The organism is Streptomyces sp. NPDC102259 (assembly GCF_044766465.1).
Classification (GTDB): domain Bacteria; phylum Actinomycetota; class Actinomycetes; order Streptomycetales; family Streptomycetaceae; genus Streptomyces.
Genome location: NZ_JBIWMA010000016.1, coordinates 107,913 through 123,522 on the forward strand (window position 1 = coordinate 107,913; position 15,610 = coordinate 123,522).

A 15,610-nucleotide genomic window follows, 5' to 3' on the forward strand; every position below is an offset into this window, starting at 1 on the left:
TCATCTTCAATCAAATCCATGCTCACTTCTGCTGAGGTATTGACCAATGTCGCCGAGGGGCGCACGATTCCGGTCACCGAATTGAAGAGATTTGACGAGCTCCCCCCGACGGGACGAGCTCCCGCGGCGAGGAGGATGTGCGGTGGACGACGACCGGCCCGAGGTGCTGCTCACCGGGCTGCTCTTCTACGACCTCGTCCTCACGGGGCTCGGCGGACCGCCGACGCCGGGCGAGGAGATCTGGACGGCCGGCATGGGCTGCGGCCCCGGCGGCATCGCCAACCTCGCGGTGGCCGCGTCCCGCTTCGGCCTGCGCACCTCGCTGGCCACGGTCTTCGGCGACGACTTCTACGGCGCCCACTGCCACGAGGTCCTCGCCGGTCAGGAGGGCGTCGACCTGGGCCTGTCCCGCGTGGCCGCCGACTGGCACACGCCGGTCACCGTCGCCCTCGCGCGCGGCCACGACCGGGCCCTGGTCACCCACGGCCAGGAACCGCCGTACTCGCAGGACGCGCTGATGGGCGACCCGCCCGAGGCGCGCACGGCACTCGTACACCTCGAGGCCGAACCACGCGCCTGGCTCGCCAAGGCGGCCGCGAACGGCACCCAGATCTACGCCGACGTCGGCTGGGACCCCACCCGGCAGTGGTCCACCGACCTGCTCGACCAACTCGCCCTGTGCCACGCCTTCCTGCCCAACGAGATCGAGGCGATGGCGTACACGCGCACCGACAGCGCGCTCGCCGCGCTCGGCACGCTCGCGGAGCTGGTTCCGGTGGCGGTGATCACCCGGGGCGCCGACGGCGCGATCGCGGTCGATCAGACGACCGGCGAGTACGCCGAGGTCCCCGCCCTTGACATCGATGTCCTGGACGCGACGGGCGCCGGCGACGTGTTCGGCGCGAGCTTCGTGGCGGCCTCGCTCGGCGGCTGGCCGCTGGTGGAACGGCTGCGGTTCGCCGTCCTCGCCGCCGGGCTCTCCGTACAGCACCACGGCGGGGCGCTGGCGGCGCCCGGCTGGTACGGCGTCGACCGCTGGTGGCGCGCGCTGCGCGACCCCGAGCTCGTGCGGGCGTACGGCTTCCTCGCCGACCGCATCCCGGCGGACGTGGGGCCGCCGGTGCGATACGCGCCGGTCACCCCGCCCGCCCCGCGGCACTGACCGCACCCGCATCCAGAAGACGAACCCACGCGTACCCCTCGAATTGCACCCCGTCTGCACCCCGTCTGCGAAGACGCGAACAGATCCGAAAGGCGGTGGGAGCTGTGCGGCTCTCACGTAGAGGCCTGCTCCGTGCGGGCCTGGCCGGTTCGGCCGCCACGGCGCTCGGCGGCCTGGCGTCCGGCTGTGCCGTTCCGGCCGGTTCGACCGGCCGGAACATGGTCCTGTGGTACTGGGACGGAGGCCTGGGCGACACGGTCGTCAAGAACGCCAGGGCCCGATACGACAGCGCGGTCGACCTCCAGGCCATCAAGATCGGCGGCTACTACCGGTCGAAGCTGATCACCACGATGGCCGGCCGCGCCCACGTCCCCGACATCGCGGGTCTGAAGGGCGAGGACATGGCGTCCTACCTGCCCAACGCCGACCAGTTCGTGGACCTGCGCACGCTCGGCGCGGACAAGCACCGGTCCCGGTACCTGCCCTGGAAGTGGGAGCAGGGCATCGCGGACGACGGCACCATGGTCGGCTTCCCGATCGACTGCGGGCCGGTGGCGCACTTCTACCAGTACGCCGTCTTCCGGAAGGCGGGCCTGCCCTACGAGCCCGCCGACGTGTCGAAGGAGCTCGACACCTGGGAGACGTTCTTCGCCGCGGGCGAGCGGCTCCGGCAGCGGATACCGGGGACCTTCCTGCTCACCGACGTCAACAGCGTCTTCGAGAACGTGGTGCAGCAGGGCAGCGCGCGCTACGTCGACAAGGACCGCCATTTCATCGGCGACCGGGAGCATGTGCGCCACGCCTGGGCGCTCGCCGTGGAGGCCAAACAGCGCAAGATCGTGTCGAACCTGGTCAACGGCACCCCGGACCAGCTGTCGGCCGTCGAGGACGGCAAGCTGCCGAGCCAGCTGGGCGCCTCCTGGGCCACCAGCGACCTCAAGAACGGCGTGCCGAAGACCAAGGGCCGGTGGCGGGTGGCCGACATGCCCGTGCGGCCCTCCAACAACGGCGGTTCCTTCCTGTCGGTCACCAAGGCGTGCCGGGAACCCGAGCGGGCGTTCCAGATCATCAGCTGGATGCTCGACGCGGGCAACCAGGCGCAGGGATTCGTGGACGCGGGGCTCTTCCCCTCGACCCCCGCCTCGTACGGCCTGAAGCAGGTGCGCGAGCCGGACGAGTTCTTCGGCGGGCAGGTCACGATGGACGTCTTCGGTCCGGCCGCGCAGAAGATCGTGGTCGCCTACAACAGCCCGTTCGACGTCGCGCTCGGGCAGCCCATCAAGGACGAGATCAAGAACGTCGGCGTCCTCGGCAAGGACCCGGAGCAGGCCTGGAGTGACGCCATGAGCAAATGCCGGCGCATCGCGAAGCACCTGGGGGTGAGCTACTGATGGCCACCCTCCCCACGCTGGAGAAGCCCCCGGCGGTCGTGGCGGACGTCCCCGTCGCCCGCCCCCGCCAGGGCTTCAGGAAGTACTGGCACCTCTACGCCGCGATCTCCCCCTTCTACCTGCTCTTCCTCTGCTTCGGCCTGATCCCCGTCGGCTTCTCGCTCTACCTCTCCTTCCACCGCTGGGACGGCCTCGGCTCGATGGAGTGGGCGGGGCTGTCGCAGTACCAGTACCTGCTGAACGACTCCGAGTTCTGGAGCTCGATCGGGACCACGATCGTCATCTGGGCGCTGGCCACCTTCCCCATGATCTTCCTGGCGATGGTGACGGCCGTGATGCTCAACTCGGCGGTCCGTTTCAAGAACCTCTACCGCGTCGCCTACTTCCTGCCGAACGTCACCTCGGTCGTGGCGATCGCGATCATCTTCGGCTCGGTCTTCTCCACCAACTTCGGCCTGGTGAACGCTTTCCTCCAGGCAATCGGTTTCGACCAGATCGCCTGGCTGAACACACCGTGGGGCATCAAGATCGCCATCGCGACGCTGATGACCTGGCAGTGGACCGGTTACAACGCCATCATCTTCCTCGCCGGGCTCCAGACCGTCCCGAGCGAGCTGTACGAGGCGGCGCGCATGGACGGCGCGGGGCCGGTGCAGACCTTCTTCCGGATCACGCTGCCGATGATGCGGCCGGTGCTGCTGTTCGTGCTCGTCGTGTCCACGGTCACCGGCCTCCAGAGTTTCTCCGAGCCGCAGGTGCTGCTCCAGAACACCTCGAACGACTCGACGTTCTCGGGCGGTCCGGGCCACGCCGGCCGGACCATGGTCCTCTACTTCTTCCAGCAGACCTTCGACAACAACGACTTCGGCTACGGCGCCGCCGTGGCGTGGGGCATCTTCCTCGTCGTCGTCCTCTTCTCGATCATCAACTGGCGGCTGGTGCAGCGCCGGGGCGAAGAATAGGGAGGCCCGCACACCATGGCATCCACCCAAGAAACACGGCGCACCAAGAGGATCGACGGGTCCCGCCGCAGAGGGATCGGGCTGCACGCCGCCCTCGTCGTCGGCGTCCTGCTCTCGGCCTTCCCGTTCTACTGGGCCGTGATCATGTCGACGCACACGTCGTCGGAGATCTTCTCCTACCCGCCCAGGCTGCTGCCCGGCACGCACTTCCTGGAAAACGTCCGCAGCCTTTTCGACAACATCGACTTCTTCGGCTCGATGTTCAACTCGCTGCTGGTGGCGGGATCGGTGACCTTCCTGGTCCTGTTCTTCGACTCGCTGGCCGCCTTCGTCTTCGCCAAGTTCGAGTTTCCGGGCAAGCGGTTGCTGTTCGTGTTGCTCATGTTCATCTTCATGGTTCCGGCGCAGCTCCAGGCCATCCCCCAGTTCGTCATCATGGCGAAGCTCGGCTGGATCGGCTCGATGACGGCACTGATCGTGCCGGCGGCCGCCAACGCGTTCGGCATCTTCTGGATGCGCCAGTACATGAAGGGCGCGATCCACGACGAGCTCCTCGACGCCTCCCGCATCGACGGCGCGAACTTCCTGCGCCAGTACTGGCACGTGGCCCTCCCGGTGGTCCGGCCCGGTCTGGCCTTCCTCGGCATCTTCACCTTCATGGGCCAGTGGAACGACTACGCCTGGCCCCTGATCGCCCTGACCAACCCGGACAACGTGACCCTCCAGGTCGCGCTGTCCCAGCTCAACGGCACCCACGGCACGACCGACTACGGCATGGTCATGACGGGCGCGCTGCTCGCCCTCGTCCCCCTGCTGATCGTGTTCGCGATCGGCGCCCGCCAGATGATCGGGGACCTCGCGAAGGGCGCGATCAAGTGACGGATCCGCTGCTGGCGCTCCGTCCCTGGGAGGCGCCCGAGGTGACCTCGTGGGGACGGCTGCCCATGAACGCCGTCGACCGGCGCTCCGGAGCAAACTCCCTGGACGGCGACTGGCGGTTTCAGTTGCTGTCCGCTCCGGACGCGCCGGTCGGCGGTCCCTGGTCGACGGCATCCGTGCCCGGCGTATGGACCATGCAGACCATCGAGGGCACGGACGACCTTCCGCAGTATCTGAACGTCCGTATGCCGTATACAGAATTCCCCCCACTGTCGCCCGCCGACAATCCGACGGGTGTGTACGAGCGGGAGATCGACGTCCCCGCCGAGTGGGCCGGGCGCCGCGTCGTGCTCCAGGTCGGGGCCGCCGAGAGCGTGCTGCTGGTGCATGTGGACGGGCGGCCCGTCGGCATCTCCAAGGACTCGCATCTGGCGGCCGAGTTCGATCTGTCGGGCGTCGTACGCCCCGGCGGCCGCTCGGTACTGCGGCTGACGGTCGTCAAGTGGTCGGACGCCTCGCACATCGAGGACCAGGACCACTGGTGGCATGCCGGGATCACCCGCTCGGTGCTGCTGTACGCCACCGACCCGCTGCGGCTGGCCGACGTGACCGTGCGGGCCGCCCGGGACGGCGAACTGCGGGTCGACTGCCTGGTACGCGACGCGGGCGGAGCGCTGCCCGCGGGCTGGTACGTCAGCGGGGAACTGGACGGGTTGCCGCTGGCCCAGGACGCGGAGTTCGACCTTTTCAACGCCGAGGACGAGCGGGTCTCCGCCTTCCTCGGCGAGGCCCGCCTGCACGCGCGCGTGCCCGAGGTCCGCACCTGGACGGCCGAGACGCCCGAGCTGTACGACCTGACGGTCCGGCTGCACCGCGCCGACGGCAGCGTCGCCGACGCCTCCCGCCACCGGATCGGCTTTCGCGACGTGGAGATCGTCGGCCGGGATCTGCTGGTCAACGGCGAGCGGATCTTCATCCGGGGGGTGAACCGGCACGACTTCCACCCCCTGACGGGGCGGACGGTGTCGTACGACGACATGCGCGCGGACCTCGTCCTGCTGAAGCGCTTCGGCTTCAACGCGATCCGCACCGCGCACTACCCGAACGACCCCACGCTGTACGACCTCGCCGACGAAATCGGTTTCTACGTCGTCGACGAGGCGGACATCGAGTCCCACGACCACGCCCACGAGATCGCCGACGACCCGCGCTATCTGAACGCCTTCGTCGACCGGGTCTCGCGGATGGTGCTGCGGGACAAGAACCACCCGTCGGTCATCATCTGGTCGCTGGGCAACGAGTCCGACTACGGCGCCAACCACGACGCCGCCGCGGGCTGGGTGCGCCGGCACGACCCGACCCGGCCGTTGCAGTACGAGGGGGCCGCCAAGCGCGGCTGGGCCGACCCGGAGATCGCCTCCGACATCGCCTGCCCGATGTACGCGCCCCTGGCGGACTGCGTGGCGCACGCGCTGTCCGGGCGGCAGACCAAGCCGCTCGTCCAGTGCGAGTACTCCCACGCGATGGGCAACAGCAACGGCACGCTGGCCGACCACTGGGCCGCCATCGAGGCCACCCCGGGTCTTCAGGGCGGGTTCATCTGGGAGTTCTGGGACCACGGCATCCTCCAGCGTGTGAACGACGGAAGACCTGTCGGGCGTGGGGGCGCCGGACTCTATGACAACGGTGTCGCCACGCCCGGCCACCGCTGGGCGTACGGCGGCGACTTCGGCGAGAAGGACCACGACGGCGCGTTCGTCGCGGACGGCGTCGTCTTCCCGGACCGCACCCCGAAGCCGGTGATGTACGAGCACCGGGAGCTCGCCGCGCCCCTGCGGCTCCAGGGCTTGCGGCACGAAGGGCTTGTCCTCTCCAACCATCAGCACTTCCGCGGCCTGGAGTGGCTCGCGGGCGAGTGGGAGCTGTCGCTCGCCGACGGCGGCACGCTCACCGCGGCGGCCGAACTGCCCGACCTGCGACCGGGCGAGACGGCCGTGGTGCCGCTGCCGTTCGCGCTGCCGGAGGACGGCGGCGAGGCGTGGCTGACACTGCGGGTGACCACGGCGGAGGACCTGCCGTGGGCCCCGCGCGGCACGGAGGTGTGCGCGCCGCAGGTGCGGTTGCGGGCGCCGGCGCCCGTCGAGGACCCGGTGGGTTCCGGTCGCGGGGGCTCCGGCCGCGTCGAGATCGACGCGGACGGACTCCTCGTCCACCCCCTGCTGACCTCCGCGCCCGCGCTGTCGCTGTGGCGGGCGCCCACCGACAACGACGAGCTGGGCGGGTCGGCACTGCGCTGGCGGACGTGGGGCCTGGACGCCCTCGTGCGCAAGCCGGTGTCCGTGCGCCAGGAGGGCGACGGGGTGATCGTGCTCGCCGAGTACGCGGGCGCCACCGGGGTCGTCCGGCACCGGCAGGTGTTCACGCCGGTCGAGGGCGGCATCCGGATCGACGAACAGGCCGAGCTGCCCGAGGAGTTCGACGACGTGGCGCGGGTCGGCTCGGTCTTCGAGACCGTCGCGGGGCTCGACCTGCTCGAATGGTTCGGGCAGGGGCCCTGGGAGTCGTACCCGGACCGTAGCGCGGGCGCGCCGGTGGGCCATCACCGCGCCTCTGTCGACGAGTTGTTCACTCCCTATCTGCGTCCGCAGGAGAGCGGCGGCCGGCACGGTGTGCGGCGCTTCACGCTCTCCGCGCCGGACGCCACCGGCCTCGCCGTCACGCTGGACGAGCCGCGCCAGGTCTCCGTCACGCGCCACCGCGCCGAGGACCTGGCGGCCGTCACCCACCACGACGAACTCGTCCCGCGCGCCGGCTGCGTGGTGCACCTCGACGCGGCGCACCGCGGCCTCGGCACGGCGTCGTGCGGCCCCGACACCTTCCCCTCCTACCTCGTCGCACCGGGCGTCCACCGCTGGAGCTGGACCCTGCGCGTCCTCTGAACCCCCTTTCCCCGCAACGGACCCACCTACGGAGCACACGTGTGTACTTCGCATGCCCACGAACAGGGCGAGGCCGCGCAGGCCGGTGCCGGAAGACGCGGTTTCCTCCGGGCCACCGCGCTGCTCGGCGCGGCCGCCACGGCCGGCCTCGCGCTGCCCGCCACGGCACAGGCGGCTGCCGCCGAGACGTCCTCCGCCACGTGGCGACCGGACCCCGACAGCCGCCGCTTCACGCTCGCCGTCATGCCCGACACGCAGTACCTCTTCGACGGCCCGAGCATCGACAAGGCGCCGGTCGAGGCGTCCCTGCGCTACCTGCTCGAGCGCGGTGACGAGGACGGCGCCGAGAACCTCGTGTTCCTGTCCCACCTCGGCGACCTCACCCAGAACGGGGCGAACGACGAAGTCACCGCGATCAGCGAGGCGTTCGGGCTGCTCGACCGGCGCGGGGTCGGCTACAGCGTGCTGGCCGGCAACCACGACGTGAAGTCGTCGACGACCGACCAGCGCGGCGCGACCCCGTACCTGGACGCCTTCGGTCCGCGGCGCTTCCAGGGGAAGTCCACGTTCGGCGGGGCCTCCCCCGACGGCTACAACACCTTCCACCTGTTCCGGGCGGGCGGCCGGGAGTGGATGGTGCTGGCGCTGGACTGGCGGCTGTCGGAGAAGGGGTACGCCTGGGCGGCCGACGTCCTCGCCCGGCACCCGAGGACACCGGTCGTCCTGACCACGCACGAGCTGGTCGTCGAGGACGACTCCCTGTCGGCGTACGGACAGCAGCTGTGGGACCGGCTGATCGAGGACCACGACCAGATCTTCCTCACCCTCAACGGGCACTACTGGCCCGCCGGGCGGGCGACGCGCAGGAACTCGGCCGGGCATGACGTCCACCTGCATCTGACGAACTATCAGAACCGGTACTTCGGCGGCGCGGCGATGATCCGCCTCTACCGTTTCGACCTCGACCGCAACGTCATCGACGTGGAGACGGTCTCCCCATGGATCCTCGGCCGGGCCGCGAAGGGGCTCAACGAGCTGGAGCGGCAGGAGATCGAACTGAGCGGCGACGCCGACCGGTTCACGGTCGACATCGACTTCGCCGAGCGCTTCGCGGGCTTCGATCCGGTGCCCGCGCGTCCCGCCCGTCCCGTGTCGAAGGTGCTGGTGCGCGACACGGTCGCCTACTGGCGGTTCGACGGCCACGACGACGGTACGGCGGTCGGCGGCACCGTACGCGACCTGTCCGGGCGCGGCAACGACCTCACCCTGGTGACCGTGGGCGGCGGCGCGCTGAACTGGTCGTCCGACCACCATCCCGACCAACCCGGCCACGGCAGCCTGGAGTTCCAGGGGCACAAGTCCCCGCTGAAGGGCGCCTATCTGCGCACGGTCGACGGCGCCCCGCTCAACTCGGCCACTTTCAGGAACGGTTACACCATCGAGGCGTTCTACCGCCTCCCCACCGACTGGGACCCCTCGCACCACGCCTGGTCGGGGCTGGTCAGCCGGACCGGAACGGGCGGCGCGGTCGGCAAGACCGGCGACGACCCCGACGAGCCGCTCGCCACCCTCTCCCTGTCCAACGACCGGGAACCGCAGTGGGCCATGCGTCCGCTGAACCAGGAGGGCATCGCCACCAACTGGGGTCAGGAGACCCCGCTGGAGACCTGGTGGCACCTCGCGGTCGTCAACGACGGCCGGCACACCACGCTGTACGTCGAGGGCTGCCCGACCGTGCGCAACCCGAAGGCGGCGTCCGCCGGCATCGCCTCGGTCGGGCTGCCGTGGCTGCTCGGCGGCTACGAGTACGGCGGACAGATCGACCAGATCCTGCACGGCCGCCTCGGCGACGTCCGGATCGTCTCGCGGGCGCTGCCCGTCACCTCCTTCATGAACCACTGACCTTCTTCACGAGGATCACCGTGACCGAGCAGCAACTGCCCGCCTGGGCCGATCCGTCCGTCTCGCCCGCCGTTCTCGACGCGCAGGGCGTGTCGAGGCGCGGACTTCTGCGCCGCGCCGGCCTCTTCGGCGCCGCGTTCGCCCTCGGCGGCGCGGCCACCCCGGCCGTAGCCGCCGCCGGCCGCGGCCACGGCGGCGAGGACCCGCGTCTCGCCTACCTGGTGGGCGACCACCACGTCCACTCCGTCTACAGCCATGACGCGAAGTACACCTTCTCCCAGCAGGCCAGGGCCGCCGCCCGCTACGGCCTCGACTGGATGGTGTTCAACGAGCACTCCAACTTCGGGCACGCCTCCTACGGCGCCGCGCTGGAACACAAGGAGATCCTCGAGGCCCGCGCCGCGAACCCGCGCCAGCTGATCTTCCAGGGCCTGGAGTGGTACATCCCGGCCGCCGAGCACTGCACCGTGTTCGCCGCCCCCGGCCCGCACGAGACCGATCTGCTCACGAAGTTCGAGCTGGCCTACGACGGCAAGCTGCTCGGGTACACCGAGGGCGCCGCCGGCGCGGCCGACACCGCCCGCAACGAGGCGCACGCCGTCAAGGCCGTCAGATGGCTGGCCGAGCAGCGCCGCACCGGCCACGTCGACGACGTCCTCGTCTTCGCCAACCACCCGCTGCGCCTCGGCATCGACTCCCCGCACGAGCTGCGCAACTGGCGCGACGCGGCACCCGAGATCATGATCGGCATGGAGGGCGCGCCGGGCGCCCAGGGCGCGGCGATCCCCGGCTGGCGCGGTGCCACGTCCCTCCGCGGCGAGTACGAGAACAAGCCGTCCGCCCAGTCCTGGGCGGGCTACCCGGCGGACGCCTACCTCACGTACGGCGGCTTCGACTGGGCCACCGCGACCGTGGGCGGCCTGTGGGACTCGATGCTGGCCGAGGGCCGACTGTTCTCGGTCACCACCAACTCCGACAACCACCGGACCGTGTTCGACACCTGGAAGAACGGCGACTGGCCCGCGGGTCAGAACTTCGACAACACCGGCAGGCTGCCCGATCCGGTGAACACCGACACCCCGCAGCCCGGCAGCGACTTCTGGCCGGGGCAGTTCAGCCGCACCCACGTCGGCGTGACCCGCTACGGCTACCGGGCGGTGATGACGGGTCTGCGCGAGGGCCGGGTCTGGCTGGACCACGGGCATCTGCTCGACGGCCTGGAGGTCCGGCTGCGGCGGGAGCACGGCAACGGGCGGGGCGTCACGCTCGGCGGCCGGCTGCGGGTGCGCAAGGGCGAGAAGCTCACGCTGGAGATCACGGTCACCAGCGCCTCCCGCCCCAACCCCCAGGGGATCCTGCCGCAGTTGGCGCACGTGGACGTGATCCGGGGCGCGGTGCGCGGTGCGGTGTCCGACCGCGACACCTGGCGGGCTCCCGACACGAAGGTCGTCCGCACGACGGACGTGAGCGGCCGCAAGGGGACCTACACCCTGCGCGTACCGGTCACGGTGGGCGACGAGTCCTGCTACCTCCGTCTGCGCGGCAGCGACGGCAACCGGAACGGAACCGGTTACCTCGGTGCTTCCGTGGACCCGCACGGCCCGATCCCCCACGAGCCGGGCAACGGCGACCCGTGGGTGGACACCTGGTTCTACTCCAACCCGATCTTCGTGGACGTCGTCGGCTGACGCGGCCCCGAAAGGGGCGCGGGGATCTGCGCGACCGGCCGCGGCGGTCCCGCAGATTCCCCTTCCTCACCCGGCACAAGCCCTGAGGGCCGGACGGCGCAGTCCTGGCCCGGCCGGCGGAGCCTTACGCGTAGAAGCGCGACAGGCTCTGCAACACCGCCGCGGGCTTGGCGCCGCCCTCGATCTCGATGGCCCCGTCGACGGTGATCTGCACCCCGCCCGGCACCTCCTCGACCTCGGTCAGCTTGGCGACCAGGCGGATCCGCGAGCCGACCTTGACCGGCGAGGGGAACCGCACCTTGTTCAGTCCGTAGTTGACCTTCGTCGTGACGCCCTGGACGTCCAGCAGCTCGGTGAACAGCGGGATGAAGAGGGAGAGGGTGAGGTACCCGTGGGCGATGGGGGCGCCGAAGGGGCCCTCCTTCGCCCGTTCGGGGTCGACGTGGATCCACTGGTGGTCGCCGGTCGCGTCGGCGAAGGTGTCGATGCGCTCCTGGGTGACCTCGATCCACTCGCTGGTGCCCAGGTCGCTTCCGGCCAGCTTCTTCAGCTCGTCGAGACCGTTGACGGTGATGCTCATATGCCGTTCCTCACAAGAGAGTTCACAGAAGAGTTCACAGAAGGGTTCACAGGAGAGTCGTTCAGGAGTCGGTGCCGAACCGGGAGCGCACCCGGGACTTCAGGAGCTTTCCGGAAGCGGTGCGCGGGAGTTCGTCCGCCACCACCACCGACTTGGGGATCTTGTACTTGGCGAGCCGTCCGGACAGCGAGGCCAGCACCTCGTCGGGGTCGAGCGAGGCGCCCTCGCGGGGCACGACGACCGCGCGCGGCACCTCGCCCCACTTGTCGTCGGACACGCCGATGACCGCGCACTCCACGATGTCGGGGTGGGCGAGGAGCAGGTCCTCGATCTCGGCGGGGTAGATGTTCTCCCCACCGGAGATGATCATGTCCTTGATGCGGTCGACGATATGCACGTAACCGTCTTCGTCGACCCGGGCCGCGTCCCCGCTGCGGAACCAGCCGTCGGCGAAGGAGGCGGCCGTCTCCTCGGGCAGCCCCCAGTAGCCGGGCATGACGTGCGGCCCGCGGACGACGACCTCGCCGGTCTCGCCGACCTCGACGGGTGTGAGGTCGGGGCGCAGGACGCGTACGTCGCTGAAGAAGTGCGGGACGCCGGCCGAGCCCGCCTTGCTGACGGAGTGCTCGGCGTCCAGGAACAGCGTGCCGGGGGACGCCTCGGTCATGCCGTAGCCCTGGAGGAAGGTGAGTCCGCGTTCCTGGTAGGCGGCGATCAGCGGCGTCGACACCGGGGAGCCGCCGCAGGTCAGGATCCGCAGGCTGGACAGGTCCGCGCCCGCCCAGCGCGGGTGCCGGGCGACCTGCTCGAACATCGTCGGCACCCCGAACATGAAGGTGATCCGGTGCTGTTCGATCAGGCCCAAGGTGGCCTCCGGGTCGAAGGCCTCGACCAGGACGCAGCAGCCGCCCTTGAGGAGCACCGGCAGGGTGAGCATGTTCAGGCCGGCCGTGTGGAACAACGGCGCGGAGACCAGGGCGCGTTCGTCGGCGGTCAGATCGGTGTCGACGAGGACGTTGACCGCGTTCCAGGTGAGGTTGCCGTGCGTGAGCATGGCGCCCTTGGGACGGCCGGTCGTGCCCGAGGTGTACATGATGATGCAGGTGTCGTCCGGGGTGACCGGCGTGTCGATCGGCTCGTCGGAGGCGGCGGCGAGCTCCCCCTCGTATTCGGCGCCGACCTCGAGGTAGCTGCGCACGTCCGTGTTCCCGGGCAGTCCGGCGACCAGGCCGGCGTGCGAGGGGCCGTAGACGAGCGCCTTGGCGCCGGAGTCGGCGAGCTGGTAGGCGATCTCGGGGCCGGCGAGGCGGGTGTTGAGGGGGACGAACACCGCGCCGAGGGTGCCGGCGGCGAACAGGGTCTCCAGGTAGGAGGGGTGGTTGGGGCCGAGGTAGGCGATGCGGTCGCCGCGCCGTACGCCCCGGGCGCGCAGGGCGTGGGCCAGGCGCGTGGTGCGTGCATACAGTGTGCGATAGTCCGTCGACTGCCCACCGTGGACCAGGGCGGTGCGGTGCGGGGTCTTACGGGCCCGGCGTGCGGGCCAGGACCCCAGTCCCTCGTTGCGCATCTTCCACGCCCCTTACGGTGTGGTCAGCCCGAGCAGACGGGCGGCGTTCTCCTTGAGGATCTTCGGTTTCACCTCGTCCTTGATCGTCAGCTTGTCGAAGTCGGCGAGCCAGCGGTCGGGGGTGAGGACGGGGAAGTCGGAGCCGAAGAGGACCTTGTCCTTCAGCAGCGTGTTGGCGTACTGCACGAGCTGCGGCGGGAAGTACTTCGGCGACCAGCCGGACAGGTCGATGTGCACGCCCGGCTTGTGCGTGGCCACGGCGAGGGCCTCGTCCTGCCAGGGGAACGACGGATGCGCCAGGATGATCTTGAGGTGCGGGAAGTCGGCCGCCACGTCGTCCACGTGCAGCGGGTTGGAGTACTTGAGCCTGATCCCGCCGCCGCCCGGGACTCCGGCGCCGATGCCCGTCTGACCGGTGTGGAACAGGGCGATGGTCCCCGTCTCCTCGATCACCTCGTACAGGTCGTACGCCACCGAGCGGTCGTTGGGGAAGAAGCCCTGGATGCTGGGGTGGAACTTGAAGCCCTTCACCCCGTACTCCTCGACCAGGCGCCGCGCCTGCCGCACGCCCGCCTTCCCCCGGAAGGGGTCGATGGAGGCGAACGGGATGAGGACGTCGGCGTTGGCGGCGGCGGCCTCGGCGACCTCCTCGTTCGGGACGGGCGCCGTGCCGGTCGCGGACTCGGCGTCCACCGTGAAGATCACGGCGGCCATCTTCCGCTCACGGTAGTAGCGGGCCGTCTCCTCCAGGGTGGGCTTCCGCTTGCCCTCGACCTTGAAGTAGGCGGAGGAGGCGTCGTGCAGGTCGTCGTCCAGCGAGGAGTGGCCCTGGGACGACACCTCGGCGTGGGTGTGGACGTCGATCGCGACCAGTTCGTCGACGTTCATGGAGGGGGCGGCGGCGGGGGTCGTGGAGGGGCTCATCACGCCTCCGGGAACTTGGGGGCCGGGATGCCGACCGTCTGGAGCTCGGCACCGACCGAGGTGGGGAACACGTCGGCCAGCGCCTCGGGCGTCCAGCCGCCGTCGGCGTAGGCCGCGCGGATCTCCTGCGGATGCGACCAGAGTGCCACCTTGTCGCCGCCGATGCCGATGGCCTGGCCGGTGATGCCCCGGGCGGCCTCGGAGGCCAGGAAGGGCACCAGGGCCGCACAGTCCTCGGGGGTGCCGAAGCCCTCGCCCTTGCGCAGGAAGTCCGGGAACGGCTCGCCGTTCTTCAGGGCCTCGACGTAGGGGGCGAAGGCGGGGATGGTCTCGGTCATCGCGGTCGCGGCGACCGGGACGATCGCGTTGACGGTGATGCCCGCGCGGCCCAGCTCCATGGACCAGGTGCGGGCGAAGGCGGCGATGCCGGCCTTGGCGGCCGCGTAGTTCGTCTGGCCGAAGTTGCCCCGCTGGCCGGCCGGGGAGCCGACGAGGATCAGCGTGCCGCCCTCGCCCTGCTCGCGCATCCGGACGGCGGCGGCGCGGGCGCAGGTGAAGGTGCCCTTGAGGTGGGTGGCGATCACCGCGTCGAAGTCGTCGTCGGTCATCTTCCACAGCACCTTGTCGCGCAGGATGCCCGCGTTGGTGACCAGGACGTCGAGCCGGCCGAACTCCTCCACGGCCCGGTTCAGCAGCCGGTCGGCGGCCTCCGTCGTCCCGACCGGGACCACCTCGGCGACCGCCCTGCCGCCGGCCTCGACGAGGGACTTCACGGCCTGCTCGGCCACGGCCTCGTCGACGTCGTTGACGACCACGGACGCGCCGCGGGCGGCCAGGGCATGGGCGTAGGCGAGGCCGAGGCCCCGGCCGCTGCCGGTGACGACGGCGACCTTGCCGGTGAGATCGATGCTGGGCACGACGGTGTCCCTTCACATGGGGTGCGACTTCGTGTCGCATGGAGCACGACTACGAGATCGAAGCTAAGAGCAATAATTGTTGTCGTCAATAGTTGTTGTCGTCCTACGGGTGCGTCATGCTGGAATCTGTACGTCTGTACGCCTGTACGTCGCACCACCCCCGGAAGGGGACCTAGCCCAGGGAGCCCGCCATCGCCCGCCAGGACAACGCAAGCAGCGCCGCCCCGATCGACGCGGACGAACCGTGGATGCGCGGGCTGCACGCGGACACGGGTTACCTGCTGTACCGCCTGGGACTGCGCTCGGGACAGTTGTTCAACACGTTCCTCCAGGAGTCGGGGGTACGGCTGCGCCACTACGCGGTGCTGCGCTTCCTCGCCACCTCCGAGGGCTCCCTCCAGCGGGAGCTGAGCACCCGGCTCGGCTACGACCCCAGCGCGATCGTCGGCCTGGTCGACGACCTGGAGAAGCTGGGCTTCGCCGAGCGCCGCCCGGCGCCGGACGACCGCCGCAGCAGGATCGTCGCCCTCACCCAGGACGGCCGCGCGTTCCTGCGCGGCACCGACGAGGCGGGCCTGCGGGTGACGAACGAACTGCTGGACCCCCTCGAACCGGCCGAACGCGAGACGCTGCACACCCTGCTGCGGCGGATCGCCGAGGACGGACTCGCCTGACGCCGCGAGGAGGACCCTGACGCCG

General features: G+C 70.3%; 12 protein-coding genes. 8 read left to right on the forward strand and 4 right to left on the reverse strand.

Annotated features, from left to right (window positions below):
- Positions 1 to 142: 142 nt before the first annotated feature.
- The 7 genes from ACIRPU_RS30720 (at position 143) to ACIRPU_RS30750 (ending at position 10,923) form a co-directional block, all read left to right on the forward strand.
- Positions 143 to 1,162: a carbohydrate kinase family protein gene (locus tag ACIRPU_RS30720; RefSeq protein ID WP_403872953.1), complete on the forward strand. Its 1,020-nt coding sequence runs from the start codon at positions 143 to 145 to the stop codon at positions 1,160 to 1,162.
- 104 nt (positions 1,163 to 1,266) lie between these two features.
- Positions 1,267 to 2,553, forward strand: a complete 1,287-nt coding sequence (locus ACIRPU_RS30725; protein WP_403872955.1) for an ABC transporter substrate-binding protein — start codon at positions 1,267 to 1,269, stop codon at positions 2,551 to 2,553.
- On the forward strand, positions 2,553 to 3,515 hold the full coding sequence (locus ACIRPU_RS30730; RefSeq protein WP_355706258.1) for a sugar ABC transporter permease: 963 nt from the start codon (positions 2,553 to 2,555) through the stop codon (positions 3,513 to 3,515). Before ACIRPU_RS30725 ends, ACIRPU_RS30730 begins: the two co-directional genes overlap by 1 nt.
- 15 nt (positions 3,516 to 3,530) lie before the next feature.
- Complete coding sequence (locus tag ACIRPU_RS30735; RefSeq protein WP_403872958.1) at positions 3,531 to 4,394, forward strand: carbohydrate ABC transporter permease; 864 nt, start codon at positions 3,531 to 3,533, stop codon at positions 4,392 to 4,394.
- Complete coding sequence (locus ACIRPU_RS30740; RefSeq protein ID WP_403872960.1) at positions 4,391 to 7,333, forward strand: glycoside hydrolase family 2 TIM barrel-domain containing protein; 2,943 nt, start codon at positions 4,391 to 4,393, stop codon at positions 7,331 to 7,333. The genes ACIRPU_RS30735 and ACIRPU_RS30740 overlap by 4 nt, the downstream gene beginning before the upstream one ends.
- Positions 7,334 to 7,372: 39 nt before the next feature.
- A complete protein-coding gene (locus ACIRPU_RS30745; protein WP_403872962.1) occupies positions 7,373 to 9,235 on the forward strand; it encodes a LamG-like jellyroll fold domain-containing protein in 1,863 nt (620 codons plus the stop codon).
- A gap of 20 nt (positions 9,236 to 9,255) precedes the next feature.
- Positions 9,256 to 10,923 carry a histidinol-phosphatase gene (locus ACIRPU_RS30750; protein WP_403872964.1) on the forward strand — a complete coding sequence of 556 codons (1,668 nt, stop codon included), beginning with the start codon at positions 9,256 to 9,258 and terminating at the stop codon, positions 10,921 to 10,923.
- A 124-nt stretch (positions 10,924 to 11,047) separates the two neighbouring features.
- On the opposite strand, the gene ACIRPU_RS30755 is transcribed toward ACIRPU_RS30750, so the two are convergent.
- From ACIRPU_RS30755 to ACIRPU_RS30770, 4 genes are all read right to left on the reverse strand, one after another.
- Positions 11,048 to 11,503, reverse strand: coding sequence for a MaoC family dehydratase (locus ACIRPU_RS30755; RefSeq protein ID WP_403872966.1), 456 nt, complete (start codon positions 11,501 to 11,503; stop codon positions 11,048 to 11,050).
- A gap of 61 nt (positions 11,504 to 11,564) precedes the next feature.
- The gene (locus ACIRPU_RS30760; protein ID WP_403872968.1) at positions 11,565 to 13,070 is read right to left on the reverse strand and encodes a long-chain fatty acid--CoA ligase; all 1,506 of its coding nucleotides are present in this window, start codon (positions 13,068 to 13,070) and stop codon (positions 11,565 to 11,567) included.
- A 12-nt stretch (positions 13,071 to 13,082) separates the two neighbouring features.
- On the reverse strand, positions 13,083 to 13,958 hold the full coding sequence (locus ACIRPU_RS30765) for an amidohydrolase family protein (RefSeq protein WP_384111683.1): 876 nt from the start codon (positions 13,956 to 13,958) through the stop codon (positions 13,083 to 13,085).
- Positions 13,959 to 13,993: 35 nt separating this feature from the next.
- Positions 13,994 to 14,911 (reverse strand): SDR family NAD(P)-dependent oxidoreductase, encoded by a 918-nt coding sequence (locus ACIRPU_RS30770; protein WP_403872970.1) that lies wholly within the window; start codon positions 14,909 to 14,911, stop codon positions 13,994 to 13,996.
- Between the two features lie 248 nt (positions 14,912 to 15,159).
- Here ACIRPU_RS30770 and ACIRPU_RS30775 point away from each other — a divergent pair, with 248 nt between their 5' ends.
- On the forward strand, positions 15,160 to 15,585 hold the full coding sequence (locus ACIRPU_RS30775) for a MarR family transcriptional regulator (protein WP_355706266.1): 426 nt from the start codon (positions 15,160 to 15,162) through the stop codon (positions 15,583 to 15,585).
- Positions 15,586 to 15,610: the final 25 nt, after the last annotated feature.